Origin of the sequence: Spirosoma soli, assembly GCF_042684525.1 — a bacterium.
Lineage (GTDB): Bacteria > Bacteroidota > Bacteroidia > Cytophagales > Spirosomataceae > Spirosoma > Spirosoma soli.
The window spans coordinates 189,344-206,409 of record NZ_JBHULN010000003.1 but is presented as its reverse complement, the minus strand read 5'-3'; the positions used below and the strand labels follow the sequence as shown (position 1 = coordinate 206,409).

15 protein-coding genes are annotated in these 17,066 nt (G+C 48.6%); 3 read left to right on the top strand and 12 right to left on the bottom strand.

The window, feature by feature from the left end; all coding sequences use genetic code 11:
- The first annotated feature begins 13 nt into the window (after positions 1-13).
- The gene (locus ACFSUS_RS06980; RefSeq protein WP_009282104.1) at positions 14-877 is read left to right on the top strand and encodes a sigma-70 family RNA polymerase sigma factor; all 864 of its coding nucleotides are present in this window, start codon (positions 14-16) and stop codon (positions 875-877) included.
- Between the two features lie 138 nt (positions 878-1,015).
- Here the strand turns inward: ACFSUS_RS06980 and ACFSUS_RS06975 are convergent, their stop codons facing one another.
- The 3 genes from ACFSUS_RS06975 to ACFSUS_RS06965 all read right to left on the bottom strand — a co-directional run bounded on the left by ACFSUS_RS06975 (position 1,016) and on the right by ACFSUS_RS06965 (position 6,953).
- Positions 1,016-2,113, bottom strand: coding sequence for an HU domain-containing protein (locus tag ACFSUS_RS06975; RefSeq protein ID WP_381520981.1), 1,098 nt, complete (start codon positions 2,111-2,113; stop codon positions 1,016-1,018).
- Positions 2,114-2,131: 18 nt separating this feature from the next.
- Positions 2,132-3,817: a TonB-dependent receptor gene (locus ACFSUS_RS06970; protein ID WP_381520979.1), complete on the bottom strand. Its 1,686-nt coding sequence runs from the start codon at positions 3,815-3,817 to the stop codon at positions 2,132-2,134.
- A gap of 67 nt (positions 3,818-3,884) precedes the next feature.
- Complete coding sequence (locus ACFSUS_RS06965) at positions 3,885-6,953, bottom strand: tetratricopeptide repeat protein (RefSeq protein ID WP_381520977.1); 3,069 nt, start codon at positions 6,951-6,953, stop codon at positions 3,885-3,887.
- A 108-nt stretch (positions 6,954-7,061) separates the two neighbouring features.
- Between ACFSUS_RS06965 and ACFSUS_RS06960 the strand changes: the two genes are divergently transcribed.
- Together ACFSUS_RS06960 and ACFSUS_RS06955 are read left to right on the top strand one after the other, a co-directional pair.
- Positions 7,062-8,918: a M61 family metallopeptidase gene (locus tag ACFSUS_RS06960; protein WP_381520974.1), complete on the top strand. Its 1,857-nt coding sequence runs from the start codon at positions 7,062-7,064 to the stop codon at positions 8,916-8,918.
- A 174-nt stretch (positions 8,919-9,092) separates the two neighbouring features.
- Complete coding sequence (locus tag ACFSUS_RS06955) at positions 9,093-9,494, top strand: response regulator (RefSeq protein WP_381520972.1); 402 nt, start codon at positions 9,093-9,095, stop codon at positions 9,492-9,494.
- 113 nt (positions 9,495-9,607) lie between these two features.
- On the opposite strand, the gene ACFSUS_RS06950 is transcribed toward ACFSUS_RS06955, so the two are convergent.
- From ACFSUS_RS06950 to ACFSUS_RS06910, 9 genes are all read right to left on the bottom strand, one after another.
- The gene (locus tag ACFSUS_RS06950) at positions 9,608-10,873 is read right to left on the bottom strand and encodes a sulfate adenylyltransferase subunit 1 (protein ID WP_381520970.1); all 1,266 of its coding nucleotides are present in this window, start codon (positions 10,871-10,873) and stop codon (positions 9,608-9,610) included.
- Between the two features lie 88 nt (positions 10,874-10,961).
- Positions 10,962-11,864 carry a sulfate adenylyltransferase subunit CysD gene (cysD, locus tag ACFSUS_RS06945; RefSeq protein WP_381520968.1) on the bottom strand — a complete coding sequence of 301 codons (903 nt, stop codon included), beginning with the start codon at positions 11,862-11,864 and terminating at the stop codon, positions 10,962-10,964.
- Between the two features lie 108 nt (positions 11,865-11,972).
- Positions 11,973-12,704, bottom strand: a complete 732-nt coding sequence (locus ACFSUS_RS06940) for a phosphoadenylyl-sulfate reductase (protein WP_381520966.1) — start codon at positions 12,702-12,704, stop codon at positions 11,973-11,975.
- Positions 12,701-13,768, bottom strand: a complete 1,068-nt coding sequence (locus ACFSUS_RS06935; RefSeq protein WP_381520964.1) for a Gfo/Idh/MocA family protein — start codon at positions 13,766-13,768, stop codon at positions 12,701-12,703. The genes ACFSUS_RS06940 and ACFSUS_RS06935 overlap by 4 nt, the downstream gene beginning before the upstream one ends.
- A 59-nt stretch (positions 13,769-13,827) precedes the next feature.
- A complete protein-coding gene (locus tag ACFSUS_RS06930) occupies positions 13,828-13,971 on the bottom strand; it encodes a DUF3368 domain-containing protein (protein ID WP_381520962.1) in 144 nt (47 codons plus the stop codon).
- 6 nt (positions 13,972-13,977) lie between these two features.
- A complete protein-coding gene (locus ACFSUS_RS06925; RefSeq protein WP_381520960.1) occupies positions 13,978-14,286 on the bottom strand; it encodes a hypothetical protein in 309 nt (102 codons plus the stop codon).
- On the bottom strand, positions 14,279-14,506 hold the full coding sequence (locus ACFSUS_RS06920; protein WP_381520958.1) for a UPF0175 family protein: 228 nt from the start codon (positions 14,504-14,506) through the stop codon (positions 14,279-14,281). Before ACFSUS_RS06920 ends, ACFSUS_RS06925 begins: the two co-directional genes overlap by 8 nt.
- Positions 14,507-14,545: 39 nt before the next feature.
- On the bottom strand, positions 14,546-15,769 hold the full coding sequence (locus ACFSUS_RS06915; RefSeq protein WP_381520956.1) for a trans-sulfuration enzyme family protein: 1,224 nt from the start codon (positions 15,767-15,769) through the stop codon (positions 14,546-14,548).
- A 75-nt stretch (positions 15,770-15,844) separates the two neighbouring features.
- Positions 15,845-16,906, bottom strand: a complete 1,062-nt coding sequence (locus ACFSUS_RS06910) for a sulfite exporter TauE/SafE family protein (RefSeq protein ID WP_381520954.1) — start codon at positions 16,904-16,906, stop codon at positions 15,845-15,847.
- Between the last annotated feature and the right edge of the window lie 160 nt (positions 16,907-17,066).

Sequence of the window (17,066 nt, the reverse complement as noted above, 5' to 3'; positions counted from 1 at the left end):
GGGGCAACGTATCATGAGACAGCTAAAAATATCAAAACAGATAACCAACCGCGAGAGCCAGTCGTTAGACAAGTACTTGCAGGAGATTGGTAAAGTGGATCTGCTTACCCCCGATGAGGAAGTAACGCTGGCCCAAAAAATTCGCGAAGGTGACCAATTGTCGCTGGAACGATTAACGAAAGCAAACCTACGTTTCGTTGTATCGGTAGCTAAACAATACCAGAATCAGGGCCTTTCGCTTGGTGATTTGATCAATGAGGGAAACTTGGGCCTTATCAAAGCTGCCCAGCGTTTTGACGAAACCCGTGGATTCAAATTCATTTCTTATGCCGTATGGTGGATTCGGCAATCTATCCTGCAAGCTTTGGCCGAGCAGTCACGGATTGTACGTTTGCCGCTTAACCGGGTAGGTTCGCTGAATAAAATATCGAAAACGTTTTCTGATCTTGAGCAAAAGTTCGAGCGAGAGCCGTCGCCAGAAGAGTTAGCTGCCGTGTTAGAGATTTCGGCTGCGGAAGTTGTTGACACTCTTAAGATTTCGGGGCGCCACGTATCGATGGATGCACCGTTCGTACAGGGTGAAGAAAACAGTCTGCTGGACGTTTTGGAAAATGATGGTGAAGACAAGCCAGATTCCGGATTGATTAACGATTCACTACGGAAAGAAGTACAACGAGCTCTTTCGACGCTGACCCAGCGGGAAGCTGATGTGATCACCCTTTACTTTGGATTGAATGGCGAACACGCTATGACACTTGAAGAGATAGGGGAGAAGTTTAATCTGACTCGTGAACGCGTTCGGCAGATTAAGGAAAAAGCTATTCGTCGCTTACGTCATACATCGCGCTCAAAAGCGTTGAAGACCTACTTGGGTTGATCGCGCTGCGATTATAATTAGATAGTTTTTAAGGTCCTACATCTTGATGTAGGACCTTTTTTATGCCCTTCGGTAGAGTGTTAAATGACAAAAAAGCCAGCTCTGTCAGAGCTGGCTTTCGTAAAATTCTGTTAAAGTTTAGTTTTTATATATCCAGGCTGATGTACCAGCTAATTCACTGATTGCCCCCATGCTGGCGACTGCTTCAACGCGATCTGCCGATCCGGCTGCCGCTACTTTATATAATTGACCTTTCTGACTGGGAATAATAACAAAGGCATCTTTATAACCTGCCTTGCGAAGTTGGCGTCTGAGCCGCATGGCGTTACGCTTGCTTGTAAAGCTACCCGCAATTACTGTGAAATAAGGGCTTGTTCGTATTGGCTTAACAACAGGCGTACTGGCGACTGCTGCTGGCTTACTTGTCGTTGATAAAACAGGTTTAGGCTCAACTGTCCGTTCTGTCGGAACCGCTTCCAATTTAGCCTCAGGAGTTGCCGCTGGAGTGGGCAGAGCCTTGCGAACAATTACAGGCTTAGGCGTCTCCTTTATATCTACGGTAGTGGAACGTCTGAGGACTGCCGGAACATCAAGTAAATTGGAGGGAGCTAAGCTACTCTGAAAAGGTTCGCCTGGTTTGATAACAGAGAAGTAACTTACTACGCCTAATGAACCGACTAAGAGGGCTGCAGCGGCTACACGCCAATACGGACGAGACCGTCGCAGTGGTATCAACGTTGTTGTGTCTTCCTGAGCTAATACTGGGCCTAATGCAGTAGTGCTCGGTTCGACAATAATAGCTTCCAGTGATTGTTGGGTAAGTGATTGTGCAGGAATTGCATTCAAGCCGAAAGCCTCACCAAAGAAGTTATGACGTAAGCTAGGGTCGAATTGCAAGCGCCCTTCATCATTACGGCTGAACGTACCAATGCCATCGATCTCAAAGTGCCCGGTTTCCTGTACCTGCTGACGTAATTCACTAACAAATTGGCTGATGTACCGCTGAGCACCGTCGCGAGTGACCGGCTCGTGGAGCATAATGTAATTAGCCAAAATGCCATCGTCAAGGCGTAAGGCTTCATTAAACGCAACCCGCTTGCGGGGAGGCAAGTATAAACCGCTGGTTTCCGTAAAGGTTGCTGCCTGGTAATGAGTCAGGAAAGCCCCTAACTCTGGAACAACTACACAGTCATACTGGTACAGCAACTTCTTGAGATAGGCGTTTACAGAAGCCATAGCGAGAATTGGTGGAGTTTAGAACGAATAACTAATTCCTCCAAGAAAGTTAAGGCCTTGAACTTGATAATACAAATAGCGTTGATAGTTCTGACCAAAGATATTATTCAATGAAACAAACGCTGACACTTGCTTGCCTAAGAAATAGTCAATTTTTATGTTAGCGTCATAGATGGGTTTTAGGGTATACGTTACGTTAGAGACGAAATTTTTGTTTTGCATCCCCTCGTAAAAATACAAGTCGGCCGTAATGAATAATTTTTTATTCAACGTGTACGAGTTCGTCCAAGTACCGGCAAAGCGCGGACGTCCCCAAGCTTCCTCTAATCGGTCGAGACCATAGCGAAAAAAATCGCCTTTGAGTGTTGAGCGAAATTTGTCTTTCTGATTGTAGCCCAGCTGTCCTGAGATAGTCAGCACTTTTGATACGCCACCGTCGTATAGCACAAAGAATTTCGTCGTGTCAGGAAACGAATTATTGAACGTCGAGAAATTACGATAACTCGCGTAAGAGACTTTGGCTTCATACGAAAAGCCACCGCCCAGATTTCCTTTCGAGCCTCCGTAGATGTCCAGCGACTTAACAGTGTTAGCTAGTAATACCTGTGGCGCAAGCCATTTATTTTCTGATAGTAGCGAACGAAGGGTGTTTCGGTTAATGTCGCCGTCGACACCCGCAAAAAAGTGAATATTTCCTACCGGAACCACGTCAACGTCAACAACCGGGAACGCCCGTGTGTCATTAATACCCTGCCGCTGATCAGTTTGGTTAACCGCGTTGATACCCGCCGTTATAGTGAAAAGCGGTGAGGTGTACTTAAAAGTTGGTTTCACTCGAAACAGATTGCGATTATCGACAATAGACCCGTCTGACCGTTGGGTGACGTAGGCATCGGCGGCAACAAGGGCAAACACGTTATCCGAAATGCCTAAGGAGGCATTGAAGTTGGTTCCCCAATCAGTTTCAGATGCATTATATAAGTCGCGGAGGGAGGTTATGCCTGTACGGAGCGAATAGTCGATGGCGCTCTCCGATTTAGCATTTTCTATTCCGACCCGGAAGTTGACTGTATTAAGCCGCTGTCTGATTTGTTCGCGATCAAACCCAGGTGACTCGGCAAACTGACGACTGTACCCGTAGAAGTAATAAGCATTACGGTCGAAACCCAAGTCAGCCTGAAACTTGAAAGCATCCGTTAAGTATTTGCCCGTTAATCGTAGTCGCGTGTCGCTTTGGGCGGAGTTTTTACCATCGACGGGGCCGATGCCTGACGAAAGATGCCGAGCTGATCCTTCCAAAGCAAGGTTAGATAGATTGGTAATTCCCACAAACCCTTCGCCTAAAAATGAGCTGTAGTTACCCGCACCTACTTTTACGTAGTTATTGTACGAAGGGGTTTCGTCGGGCTGGGTAGCCGTCGGGGCCAGAACGCCGGGTGTAATTCTAGGATCGCCGACCGTTAGCTTACGGTCTTCAAACTCATATGTCAGCTTACGTTGCTCCGCTGAAGGCTTAAGAGAAGGTATTTTATTGAAGAGACGATTGGCCGGAGGGAGCTCAATTTTCCGGCTCTTTTCGACAGTGATCTCCTGATTATCTACTTCACCTTCTTTAGCCGGGCGCGTTGGCCGTGGCTGTTGTTGCGCTAATAGCGTTGCCGACAATGAAAGTAAACTAAGGGTGAATATGGAACGGATGGACATTTACAAGGTATGATTTACAGCTTGTCGCGACGAGTTCATCTTGTTGCGACAAGCTGTAGGGTTTAAATCAATTCTTACTTTCTAGTGTCGCTAGCTTTTGTTTAGCTTCGGCGATGATAGTTTCGTCTCCCGAGTTCTCAATGATTGAGTTCAGAACGGCTTTTGCTTGGGCAATTTCATCTAAAGCGACATTATTATCCGAAACGAGAATAAACGCTTTGCCTTTCCAGTATTCAAACTCGCTGAACTGTTCGTTGAATTTCAGCAACGTAGCTACTGACTCTTTGTATTTCTTCTGACGGTACAGAATATCACCGATATTATACTGCGCTTCAGCTCCGTTGACATCTTTAGCCAGGGCAATGGTTTTCTCAAACTCAGTCTGGGCTGTTTTGTAATCGCCTTTGCTGAATGCAACTTTACCCAGCATGAGTTGAGCCCGATTCTGCGCGCCCGATACAACGCTGCCTCCCGCCACTATCTCACGAGCGATTGCAGCCGCCGAGTCCGGCTTGGGGTAGGCAAAGTAAACGTCCATCAGCCCTAGTTGTGCGGCTACCTGTTCTGCTTTGCCATTCGCCCGGTTAATAATCAACTGATAGTTGCGAACAGCTCTGGGATAGTTCTTTTGCTTAGTCTCCAATTCAGCCGCTCGGGTAGCCGCTCGTACCAGATAATCCGATTTATTATCAGTAATAATCAAATCATAGTAGCGTAGCGCATTCGCCGGATCGTTCGTTTGTCGGTACGATTCGGCCAGGTAATAGCGGGCCTCATTCAGGTTTGGGCTAGCTGGGTATTCCTGCATGAAGGCCAGTAATGATTGAATAGCCTGCTGGTATTTCTCGTTTGCGTAGATATTTTTGGCATTGTCAAATTGCACTCGCTCAACGTCGGTGCTACCCGGATTCGACTTTTTGTATTGGCCAAGCACCTGCGAAAACTCCTCAGGCCGACCCGCGTCGTTTAGTGTATTCTGAATACCAAGCAGAGCGCTTTGGGCTTGCTCTGAATCACCATAATCATCCAGAATGCGCTTATAATCGGCTACGGCCGGGTCATACTGCTGTAGGTTGCCGTACGCGATGGCACGTTTCAACAAAGCGGCCGGAACCAGAGAGCTGTTAGGTTTGCTCTCGATCAACTTAGAAAACCCACGAATGGCAACTTGGTAAGCACCTTTCTCAAAGTCTACGTTAGCCGTCTGGAATAGAGCTTCGTCTACGAAACGCGAGTTAGGATACTGCCGCTGCACCTGATCAAACTGCGCTTTGGCTTCAGCATCGCGACCGACGTAACTTAGTATGACTGCTTTTTGATAAGACGCATAATCTTTGTCCGGCGCATTCTGCGAAATGGCCTGGTCGTAGTAGCGCATCGCATTTTCGTACTGCTTGGTTGCGAAATACGAATCGGCCAGGCGGATGGTAGCGTCTAGTACCTGAGCCTGGTCACCCGCACTCGCTCCACGATTGACAAAATCGCGGAAATACGTTGAAGCGCGGGCGTAATCTTTCTTATTGTAGTATGCGTAGCCAAGTGCATAGAGACTCTTAGTACCATACTCGCCACTATTCTTCGCGATATTGCTGTAAAGAGGAATCGCTGTGTCGTACTGTTTACCGGCCGAATAAGCCTCTGCTTTCCAGAACTGAGCGGCCTGTTGCAGGTCATTGTCGACGGGGTAGCGCAAGGATTTATCCAGATTCGCGACTGCCTGCGGATACCGTTCAGCGTTGAAGTCGCTGACGCCCTGGTTGTAGGTCAGGCGTTGATACGTTGCGTTGATCTTCGGTGTTCGACGTTTCAAGCCTTCTATATAAGCAATAGCGGCCGGGTAGTTGTTCGAGGCAAAATACGCTTCCCCAACCAACTCGTTGGCTTCATTCTCGAATTTGCTATCGGGGTATTGCTTCAAAAACGCCGTTAACTCTTTCACGGCGTCGGCCCCGTTATTCTGATCCAATTGCAGCTTCGCGTGATTAAACCGAGCTTCCTCCTGAATCTCCTTGTTGAACGACAGTCGACCGGCCTGATCGAAAGCGTTCAGCGCATAGGCTGCGTTTTGGGTTTGTAAGTAGCTAACGCCAAGTGTGTAGGCTGCATATTGCGCCGTTGTGTCTTTACCAGCTGCCAATGGTTTAAGTTGCGTAATAGCATCCGGATAAGCCCCCGTGCGGAATAATGACTGGCCATAGCGGAATTTCACCGCACCCGGCGCTTTGGCACCGGCCGCATTTATGTATTGCTTATAGTAAGGTATGGCCTTAGCAAACTGGTTTTGCTGATAAAAGACTTCGGCTGTAAACAAAGCCACCTCGTTAAGGCCAGCCCCGTTGTTTCTGCGTAACAATGGCTCGGTGTACGTCAGCAGGTCATCAAATCGACGTTGACGGTAGAGGGCCTGCGCGATCCAGTTGGGCACCTGGTTCTGATAGGTCGGATTGTTTTCTACGCGCCGGAAGTCAGCAACGGCTTCGTTGAAATTGCGGTTACGGAAGTTAATTACCCCGGCGTAATAAGAGGCTGCGGGGGCATCTGGTGAGTTTGGATTCTGTTTAACCTCGTTTAGGAGAGGCAGGGCCCGCTGCAAATCCTGCGTGTTAAAATAAGCGATTGCCAGTTGATATTTGTACGCTGTCTGACTGGCGTTGCTGCCGCCCTGCGCTACTGCTTTTTCTAAGAAGTCAATGGCTTTGGGATAATCCTGGCGGGTATAATAGTACGTACCTAGGTCGCCGTACAACTGCCCTGCTTTGGGGTGTTGACTGTGGTCCTTAACGAAGCGATCAACCAGTAGCTCGGCACCTGGCTCGTCGATGTATAGACTCGTCAGGGCAATGTAATACTCAGCATCGACCGCATTCTGATCATTTGTGTTGAGCAGCGTATGAGCTCCGTCACCCCGGCGAGGCTCAAGATATTGCCGGAATTCGTAACGAGCAGCCGCGTAATTGTTCTTTTCAAATAACTCGAGGCCATTCCGATAATGGTAATCGGGTTCAGCATAACTGTGTGTTCGCTGGGCCGTAGCTGACAGTGTGGTAAACAACCCAAGGACCAGAGAAAACAGTAGCCGACTATTTATAGAAGAGATCGGTTGAGGTTGACCTGGTTGGGGAGTGGAATTAGACATAAACGAAATCAACGGTTGTGAATGCTTGGAATGCGTCGTAGTTTCGCCAACAAATTGGCAAATTTCAACCCAAATCTGGACAAAAAACGAAGGTATTCCCGTTTCCGTATGAAAAAAAACGCCCGGCTTCTTTATTTACTTACTGTCTGGACACTTTTTACTTCCCACAAAACGTCGGCTAATCTCACTTTATTTGAAGACGAAAATCCTGCTGCTGCCTCGCCTAGCATTACGTACGTGCTCTCAATGAATGAGCCGCAAACCCATTACTTCGAGGTTGAGATGCAGTTGAAAAACATAGCTACAGCGACAAACGCGAAGAAAAATGGCTATGTCGACATTAAAATGCCCGTCTGGACGCCAGGGTCATATCTGATTCGCGAATACGCCAAAAATGTGGAAGCATTTACGGCTCAGGTAAACGGAAAAACGGTGCCCAGCGAGAAGGTCAGAAAAAATGCCTGGCGTGTTTATTCAACCGACGAAAATCTAACAATTCGCTACCGGGTATATGCGAACGAACTAACCGTTCGGACGAGTTTTGTGGATATTGACCACGGCTACGTCACCCCGGCTAGTATGTTCATGTACCACGACGCGCTCAAAAAGCAACCAGCACGGGTAGTTGTGCAGCCGTACAAAGCCTGGAAGAACGTAGCAACGGGATTAAAGCCTGTGGCTGGTCAGAACTACACGTATGAGGCCTCTGACTATGATATATTGGTCGACTCACCCATTGAAATTGGCAACCACCGCACCTTTAATTTCACGGCTTCTAATGTGCCGCATACGGTGGCTATGTTTGGTGAGGTTGACTACAACGAACAACGATTGGCCGCCGATTACAAGCGCGTCTGCGAGACAGCCGCGACGGTCGTTGGTGAGCATCCTTGCGAGAATTACACCTTTATCGTGCATCACATTCCGCAGGGTGGGGGTGGTCTGGAACACCTGAACTCGACTACCCTCGAAACGTACCGAAACGCTTATGCTACTGAAAGTAGTTATAAAGGCTTCCTGACGCTGGTTGCCCACGAGTATTTTCACCTTTGGAATGTAAAGCGCATTCGCCCTATTGCGTTAGGACCGTTTGATTATGAGAACGAGAATTATACCCACATGCTGTGGCTATCGGAAGGTTGTACGTCATTTTACGAAGATTACATCCTTCGTCGGGCCGGATTCCACACGCCCGAGGCCTATTTGAATGTCGTTGCCAATGACATCACACAAATTGAAAACCAACCTGGCGTTCGTGTGCAGTCGGCGGCTGAGTCGAGCTGGGATGCCTGGATTAAAGGCTATCGGCCAAACGAGAACTCGTCAAATACGACCATTTCTTATTACAGCAAAGGCAGCGTTCTGGGCACACTTTTGAATTTGTCTATTCTGGCGGGTAGCAACGGCGAACGTAACATGGACGACCTGATGCGGTATTTGTACAACGAATACTACAAAAAGCAGAAGCGCGGCTTTACGGACGCCGAATTTCGGCAGGCAGCCGAGCAGATGGCTGGTCGCAAGCTCGATGACTTCTTTACCATTGGTGTTAACAGCGCCGAGCCTATCAATTACAATGCTTATTTTGAGCCCGTTGGTCTGCGTCTAACCAACGTAGCGGCTAAAACGCAGGATGGATTCCTGGGAGCTGGCACGACTGTTCAGAATGGCAAATCGGTGGTGTCGAGTGTTCGTCGCGGCTCGGCAGCATACACAGATGGCTTAAACGTGGGCGATGAAATCATTTCGGTTGATGATGTACGGGTAGGCGATGATCTACTACGGCTGGTCAGCGGTCGGCGCGTTGGCGAAACGTTGAAAGTACGCGTTAACCGGGCTGGCTTGATCCGTGAACTGCCCATTACGCTCACTCAGAATCCGTTGGTTAGTTATAGACTGGAACCCTTGCAAGATCAAACACCTGCTCAAAAAGCACTTTATAACAGGTGGTTATACATTAAATAAGAACGCAACAGGCTCGGTAATTTACCGAGCCTGTTCTCGTTTGGTAGTATAGGACGACTTCGACGTATAGAGTAACGGTTCAAAATGCCGGATGAGCTGTTTACATAGCAGACTGTTTTAGATTCTCAACAATTCAGCCAGTTTTGAGCTTAGTTACGTAACGAAACCTAAACTATGCACCAAACAGCGACTATCTGGCTTGTCGACGATGACAGCCTGCTCCATGACATTGTCCAACGGGCTTTCCAATTGGAAAACTTAAGCTGTCAGGTTGTGAGTTTCCCGAGCGCAACTGCTTTATTGGACCAATTGGAGAAAGCGCCTGCTCTACCCGCTTTGGTAGTCGTAGATTACTATTTACCCGATGAAGACGGCTTACAGCTTATTCAACGACTCAAAACAAACCCAACTACTAAGACACTGAAAACTGTCCTGTTTAGTCAAAGTTTGAAAAAAGAAGTTGTGCTAAAAGCGCACGAACTGGATGTTTATCAGGTATCTACGAAACCCGAAAGCTTTCAGGAGTGGCGTGACTTTGCCGATGAGCTATGTCTGGCGGGCTACTTCCGTCAGTGAAGACCACGACCGAAACGTGTATTGAGATTGGTAGTCACTTCAATGAACGTTTCGGTCGTGGTCTTTAACTTTTCGCGTAGTACTACTGTGCTGGCTTAAACAGCCGGAAGGTTTTACGCTTCGCCGATCAACATAAGGGCACCAACTGTTACGTTCGAGGTTTCATCGATCAAAATGGCCCCACCCGTGGCGCGGTTCTGCCGATACGGGTCAAAGCTAATGGGTTGGGCCGTGCGCAAAATAACTTTCGCGAGATCATTCAACTTCAGGCTCTCAACACCTTCGGTTTCTTCATACGTGTTGACATTGAGCTGATAAGCAATTTCGCGTACTGAACAACGAGTTCGGGCAGTACCTACCTGCAACAGATACTTATTGCCAACTTTAAATTCTTTTGTATCCATCCAGCACAACATGGCCTCAACGCTCTGACTGACGACAGGTTGGCTGTCCGTGCGAACAATCAGATCACCCCGGCTGATGTCTACATCGTTGGCTAGATGCAGGACAACTGACATTGGAGCAAACGCTTCGTCATAGTGGGTTTCGGCCGGGCTGCGTCCAGCTACTTCAATCGCATCAATGGTGGAAGTTTCCCCGGAAGGTAATACCGTTATAGCATCGCCTTTGCGAAACTGGCCGCTGGTGATTTTACCCGCATAACCTCGATAATCGTGTAATTCGGTTGTTTGCGGACGAATGACGTATTGAACAGGGAAACGTGCTTGTTCCAAATTGACATTGTCGTCGATCTCGACGCTTTCCAAATGCTCTAGTAAAGCCGGACCGTCGTACCACGGCATTGACTCCGACTTATCAACTACGTTATCTCCGTTTAACGCACTTAATGGAATATACGTAACCTGGTTGACATTCAACTTTTTGGCTAGTTCTGCATACTGGATGCAGATGTCCGAAAACACATCCTGCGAATAGTCAACCAAATCCATCTTATTGATTGCCACCACGATGTGTGGAATACCCAGAAGCGAGGCAATCAGTGAGTGCCGACGGGTTTGCTCCACGACGCCGTGCCGCGCATCGACCAGTACTATGGCCAACTGGCAATTGGATGCCCCCGTAACCATATTGCGGGTGTATTGAATATGACCTGGCGCATCAACGATAATAAATTTGCGAGCCGGCGTCTGAAAATAGCGATACGCAACGTCAATCGTAATACCCTGCTCACGTTCTGAGCGAAGCCCATCAGTTAATAACGCAAGGTCAACTGTGCCATCGTCGCGGCCTTTGGTCGCGCGTTCGATGGCTTCTAATTGGTCGGCCAAGATGGATTTTGAATCGTAAAGCAGCCGCCCGATGAGCGTGCTTTTGCCGTCGTCAACCGAACCGGCGGTTATAAATCGGAGGAGGTCCATTTCTTAAATGGTGAATGAGTGAAAGAGCGAAAGAGCGAATGAGTGATTAGCTTCAGACGCTCTTTCACTCATTCACTCTTTTGCTCATTTAAAAGTACCCGCCTTTTTTACGGTCTTCCATGGCGGCTTCGGATAACTGATCGTCCATACGGGTTTCGCCCCGTTCGGAGATGCGCGTGGCCTGAATTTCCTCAATGACGGCGTCGAGCGTGTCGGCTTGAGATTCTGATGCCGCCGTGCACGAGATGTCGCCAACGGTCCGGAAGCGTACCCGACGTGTCACAATCTGGTCATCAGCTTCGGGCTTTATCACACCGCCCGCGGTGGCCATCAACTTACCGTCGCGAATAAGTAGTTCACGCTCGTGGGCAAAGTAAATGCTGGGTAGGGCGATTTTCTCGCGCCGGATGTAGTTCCAGACGTCGAGCTCGGTCCAGTTCGAAATAGGAAACACCCGCACGTTCTCACCTTTATGAATGCGCCCGTTATACAAATTCCAGAGTTCAGGGCGCTGGCGTTTAGGGTCCCACGAGCCGAACTCGTCCCGCACAGAAAACACTCGTTCTTTAGCCCGTGCTTTTTCTTCGTCCCGACGTGCTCCCCCAATGCAGGCGTCAAACTCAAATTCTTCAATAGTATCAAGCAGCGTAAAGGTTTGCAGGCCATTACGGGTGGCATTACGGCCTGTCGGCTCTTTTAGCTTCTTTTCGCGGATGGTATCTTCAACGTAACGGACAATTAGCTTTTCACCGATGCGATTGGCCAGATCATCCCGAAAATCAAGTGCTTCCTGAAAGTTATGCCCCGTGTCAATATGCACCAGCGGGAAGGGAAATTTACCCGGCCGAAAAGCTTTCAGGGCTAAGTGCACCAGCGTAATGGAATCTTTACCACCTGAAAACAGAAGGGCGGGCCGTTCGAATTGCCCAGCTACTTCCCGCATGATATGGATGGCTTCCGATTCGAGTTGATCTAAATAATCTAATTTCATATTCTTTAATGAGTGAAAGAGTGAATGAGCGAAAGAATGATACACTGCCAATGCTTTTCACTCTTTCTGTCCGTTTCGGTAACGGCCTGCCGTTGCAGCCCAATTCCTCTAGGGCTTAAATACTTCCTCGTGCGTGTGCAAACCACATTCCTTTTTCGAGTTGTCTTCCCACCACCAGCGGCCCGCGCGGAAATCTTCGCCCGGTTGAATGGCGCGAGTGCAGGGCTGGCAACCAATGCTGACAAAACCGCGGTCGTGAAGCGGGTTGTAAGGTACATTGTGATCTTTTATATACTGCTTCACTTCGTCAAATGTCCAGTCCATCAATGGGTGAAATTTGAAAAGGTCGTGGGCTTCGTCCCACTCAAGCCGGGGCATTGACTGGCGATTAGCCGATTGCTCCGCGCGAATACCCGTAACCCAAATCTTCTGACCTGCTAAGGCTCGATTCAATGGCTCTACCTTGCGCATAAAGCAGCACTCCTTCCGGTTTTCAACCGATTCATACATACTATATGGGCCTTTACCCGTCATCAGGCTTTCAACCATCTCCTGTTTAGGGAAGTACGCTTCAATTTTAGTGGCGTAACGATCGTTGGTTTTCTTCCAAACCGAGTACGTCTCCGAAAACATTCGGCCTGTATCAAGCGTAAATATTTTGATAGGAAGGTCATTCCCTAAAATCAAATCAGTTATAACCTGATCTTCGTAGCCCAGGCTCGTAGAGAAGACAACTTTGTCGGGAAACAGCTCTGCCAACGTACGTAAGGCATCTACGTTGCTCTTGCCGTCTATTAGCTCATTGATCGTTCCCAGTGTGTGAGTAGGTTCAGTAATCATAATTTCTGTTTCAATGGCACTACCTTCCCCGTCTTAGCCGATTGGCGGGCAGCGTCTAATATTTCAACAACGATCATGTTGTTCTCCAATGACGTCAATTCGTCGGGTTTAGTTTCACCATGCAGTAACCTCGCGAGATAGCTAAAGGGGTCGCTAGCAGGGGCATCCGTTGGGCGGGCTTCTGTACTACGTTCGGTTTTGTCATCCTTCAGCCGGATGCGCATTCGGGTACCATCAAGCGTGTTGACGTAACCTGTCTGCCCGTAAACCTCCATATCCTTGCGGGCAAACGGCCAGTTCCACGATGCCTGAATGATCGTCTGCGTTTTCGGATACGTCAGAATGATCGTTGCTTCGTCGTCTACTTTCGGATAGATATCCGGCTTGATCTGTTGGGTCACGGCCAACACTGACAGCGGACGCTGGTTGTGCATAAGCCAGGTGGACAGGTTAGCGCCGTAGCAGCCAAAGTCAAATAAAGCACCCGCTCCGTTGGCAACGGGGTCGGTCAGCCAATCCAGGAACTCGCTCGTTACGCCGATTTCCTTAGGGCCCTGATGGCCATCGTGAACCACAATTTTGCGTAAATCGCCAATGGCTTTGTCGGTGTTTGCCAGCGCGTAAGCTTTATGATTACTACCGTACCAGGTTGTTTCGTAGTTCGTCAAAAGCTGAATTTTATGCTTTAAGGCCAACGCTTCCATCTGCTTTGCCTGATCATAACTGACCGCTAACGGCTTCTCGACCATTACGTGAATACCCCGTGGAGCGCAAATCTTGACGGTTTGCAGGTGATCAATAATTCGGCCAAAATCTGTTACCGCTTCGGGTTTGGCCTTATCCAGCATCTGCTCAACGGATGGATAGACCAGACTAATCGGAAATCTGTATTGTTTCGCATAGCGCTCGGCCAATTCCCGATTAGGCTCGGCAATACCTACAATCTCGATGTCGGATTGATTCGCTTGCTTAAAGGCTTTGTTCAGGATGCCGTGTACGTGCGTATGAACCAACCCAATCACGCCCACCCGAAGCGGCTTACGGTTCGGTTGGGCGTCAGCCATAGAAGGCAGCCAATTACTGAGCAGAGTAAAAATGAAAAATGAAAATAATCTCATGTGTATTATTCACCTGCTTCCGTTAGTATAAACTCAAATAGACTTTCAGTAACCCAAAAATCAGTCAGCCTTACTTTATCAAGTAAAGGACGTACCGAAATAATCACTCCCAGCCGTTTTGCCCGAAGGATTAAGCCAAGCGTACCCATATATTTCTAGCGAACGGTTTCCGCATACTGACGTGCCTTATTATCGTCAATCAGTACATAGCAATCACCTATTTCAGATGCCAGCGTTAGTACACTAGCTTCACCAGCATCCATGATAGCGTTCAATTGGGCTTGCTTTACGTTATCCGTAACAGCTTTAACGACAATCCAGTCGGGTAGTAAAATGCCAAATTCACGAGCGACAATCGGAGTGGCATACACTTTATCGAATGATTGGCGTAACAAGTCAATCTTATTGATTTTATCCAGTAGAATAATGGATGAAGTGTCTGATATAACAATGCTGTCAGACATTCCCAAGCTCGTGTTTTAGATCTTCTACCGAATAATTAAAGATGCTGAACCCGAACCGCCCCATGATTTCCATGAAGGCTCGTTTGCTGATGCCTACAATATCGGCCGCCTGCCCCAGGGTTACTTTCCCTCTCTGGTAGAGCTGACCCGCAAACAGCATTTTAGCTTCAAATTCCTCGATGTCGAGATTATCGGGTAGGGTGATGGTTAGCGTTTTCATAGTCATTCTGAGTTAGCTCCGTAACAACGCTCGAAGCGACTAACGTTCAGTTGGTTGTAGGACCTCGGCCGACTTTTCAACGGCCTGCGTGAAGTCTTCGATGAGGTCTTCGACGGCTTCTAACCCCACTGAAATCCGAATCAGGCCGGGTGTAATGCCCAGGGCCGCTTTTTCGTCGGGTTTTAGTTTCGCGTGGGTCGTTGTATTTGGGTTGGTGACGATTGTACGGGAGTCGCCGAGGTTTGACGAAAGCGTCGGTATAGTAAGCGCATCGAAAAACGCTTTTACCCGGTCAAAACCACCATCGAGTTCAATCGTAACAATCGCTCCACCGGCTGTCATCTGCCGTTTGGCGAGTTCATACTGCGGGTGGGAGGGAAGGAACGGGTATAATACCCGCTCAACGTCTGGTAGTGCTTCCAGGGCTTCGGCGAGTTGCTGCGCATTGCGGCAATGCCGTTCCATCCGCAAATCCAGTGTCTCCAGACTTTTCGATAATACCCACGCATTGAAGGGTGATAGCGACGGGCCAGTATGCCGGGCAAAGAACCGAATTGGCTGAATCAGATCCGCGCGACCAACCACAACACCGCCTAGAACGCGGCCCTGCCCATCCATGAATTTCGTCGCTGAATGCACCGACAGGTCTGCACCAAAGTCAATGGGAGTTTGCAGAATAGGTGTGGCAAAGCAATTATCTACGTTCAAAATAAAACCGTATTTGGCTTTCAGCCGTCCCAGCATCTCTAAATCGACCAGCTCTAAACCGGGGTTAGACGGCGTTTCCAGATACACCATGCGGGCGGCCGGCCGGTCCGCCGGTGCGGTTCCGGTGTTTGGTTGCAGGGCGGCTTCCCACTCGGCTTCCGTAGCAGTAGCGTCAACGTAGGTGTACGTGATGCCCCACTTGCTCAGAATTTGCGTAATAATTTGGTGCGCCGATCCGAAAAGGGCACGGCACGCTACTAAATGATCCCCCGATTTCAGCAAACCGGCCATACTGGCAAACACAGCAGCCATCCCTGTACCTGTAGCAATGCCATCTTCGGCATTCTCCAACATGCAGACTTTCTCAACGAACTCCGATACGTTCGGATTTGAGAAACGAGAATAAATATTACCTTCTTCGGTTTCGTCAAACAAAGCTTTGCCTTGTTCAGCGCTTTCAAAGGCGAAACTTGATGTCAGATAAAGCGGAACAGAATGTTCCCGATTCTGCGATTTCTTGGCCTGCGTTCGGATCGCTTTGGTTTGTTTTTTCATAGACTTACTTCGACAGGAGTAACAGCATAGACAGGATTCGCTAATTGGTTAATCCTGTCTATGCTGTTACTCCTGTCAGAAAAATAAAATAATCTTCCGCAAACTTACGATGATAACGACGATTCCAACGAGGACCATCATGGTTTTAACGGGTAACCGTTGAGACAAGCGGGCCGCAATGGGGGCTGCAATCATACCGCCTAGAATCAGCCCTAAAATTACCAGACCATAGTTACCTAATCCGGCATATAAGGCAAATACAACCGATGAGGCAAACGACACGAAAAACTCCGCCAAGTTTACCGATCCGATGGTGTAGCGGGGGTGACGTCCGGCGGCAATCAGGGTAGAGTTGACAATTGGTCCCCAACCGCCACCGCCGATAGCGTCGACAAAGCCGCCAAACCAAGCCAGTAAACCAATCCGACGGACAGGTTTTTTCTTGATTCGTTTCACCAAAGCTTTTTTCAGGATCAGAATGCCCAGGATCGCCGTATACACTGATATAGCGGGACTCAAGTAAGTAGCCACAATGTCCAGGTCCGACAGTTTCGTAATTAGAAAAGCTCCGAGTGCTGCCCCGATTACGCCCGGAATCAAGACAATCTTGAACAGCCGACTGTTTACATTGCCGAATTTCAAGTGCATGTAGCCCGACACGCCGGAGGTGAAAATCTCGGAACTGTGTACACTCGCCGTGGCAAAAACCGGACTGATGCCCACACTGGTCAGAAAAGTGGTGGCCGTAACTCCGTAGGCCATGCCCAACGCTCCGTCGATCATCTGGGCGACAAAACCGGCAACGATGAAGTAAAAAATATCAGGAGTTAAATCAATCGCACTGGCAATGAGCGTCAGCCGATCTAAGGTGAAATAGCTGAACAGCAAGTGCCCAACAATCATCAGAGCCAGTGCCGAAAATACGTAAATGGCAATTTCGGTGCGAGTGCGAGGGCGGAGTAGTAGCGAATTGGAGGTCAGTGTGGCTGCGCCCGGAACCAGAACTTTTGCGGCCGGGAAAGAAGCTCGCAACACCTCGGCTTGTTCAACCGCTTTGCTACCTTGGAGCGTGATCGTCAGGCCATTGAGATCTACGGTCGGGGTGGCAGGGCTAATCAGTTCGTCCTGATTACTCATAATGTTTAAACTCTATCGACTAAATAGATTATTTCTTTTATGAAAAACGGCACAATCAAGTGCCGCTCGTAGCGATGAAGTCAGATTCGCCATGACAAGTGTGTGTTATAGCGGAAGAACGACAAAGGTATGAAAAGGAACGAGAAAGATAAAGGGAAGC

Bases quoted from the DNA above. Each gene is read 5' to 3' on its own strand.
- ACFSUS_RS06940 (WP_381520966.1), bottom strand. From the start codon at position 12,704: ATGATTACTGAACCTACTCACACACTGGGAACGATCAATGAGCTAATA.
- ACFSUS_RS06920 (WP_381520958.1), bottom strand. From the start codon at position 14,506: ATGAAAACGCTAACCATCACCCTACCCGATAATCTCGACATCGAGGAA.
- cysD (WP_381520968.1), bottom strand. From the start codon at position 11,864: ATGAAATTAGATTATTTAGATCAACTCGAATCGGAAGCCATCCATATC.
- ACFSUS_RS06910 (WP_381520954.1), bottom strand. From the start codon at position 16,906: ATGAGTAATCAGGACGAACTGATTAGCCCTGCCACCCCGACCGTAGAT.
- ACFSUS_RS06965 (WP_381520977.1), bottom strand. From the start codon at position 6,953: ATGTCTAATTCCACTCCCCAACCAGGTCAACCTCAACCGATCTCTTCT.
- ACFSUS_RS06960 (WP_381520974.1), top strand. From the start codon at position 7,062: ATGAAAAAAAACGCCCGGCTTCTTTATTTACTTACTGTCTGGACACTT.
- ACFSUS_RS06975 (WP_381520981.1), bottom strand. From the start codon at position 2,113: ATGGCTTCTGTAAACGCCTATCTCAAGAAGTTGCTGTACCAGTATGAC.
- ACFSUS_RS06970 (WP_381520979.1), bottom strand. From the start codon at position 3,817: ATGTCCATCCGTTCCATATTCACCCTTAGTTTACTTTCATTGTCGGCA.
- ACFSUS_RS06955 (WP_381520972.1), top strand. From the start codon at position 9,093: ATGCACCAAACAGCGACTATCTGGCTTGTCGACGATGACAGCCTGCTC.
- ACFSUS_RS06930 (WP_381520962.1), bottom strand. From the start codon at position 13,971: ATGGGTACGCTTGGCTTAATCCTTCGGGCAAAACGGCTGGGAGTGATT.
- ACFSUS_RS06925 (WP_381520960.1), bottom strand. From the start codon at position 14,286: ATGTCTGACAGCATTGTTATATCAGACACTTCATCCATTATTCTACTG.
- ACFSUS_RS06935 (WP_381520964.1), bottom strand. From the start codon at position 13,768: ATGGCTGACGCCCAACCGAACCGTAAGCCGCTTCGGGTGGGCGTGATT.
- ACFSUS_RS06950 (WP_381520970.1), bottom strand. From the start codon at position 10,873: ATGGACCTCCTCCGATTTATAACCGCCGGTTCGGTTGACGACGGCAAA.
- ACFSUS_RS06980 (WP_009282104.1), top strand. From the start codon at position 14: ATGAGACAGCTAAAAATATCAAAACAGATAACCAACCGCGAGAGCCAG.
- ACFSUS_RS06915 (WP_381520956.1), bottom strand. From the start codon at position 15,769: ATGAAAAAACAAACCAAAGCGATCCGAACGCAGGCCAAGAAATCGCAG.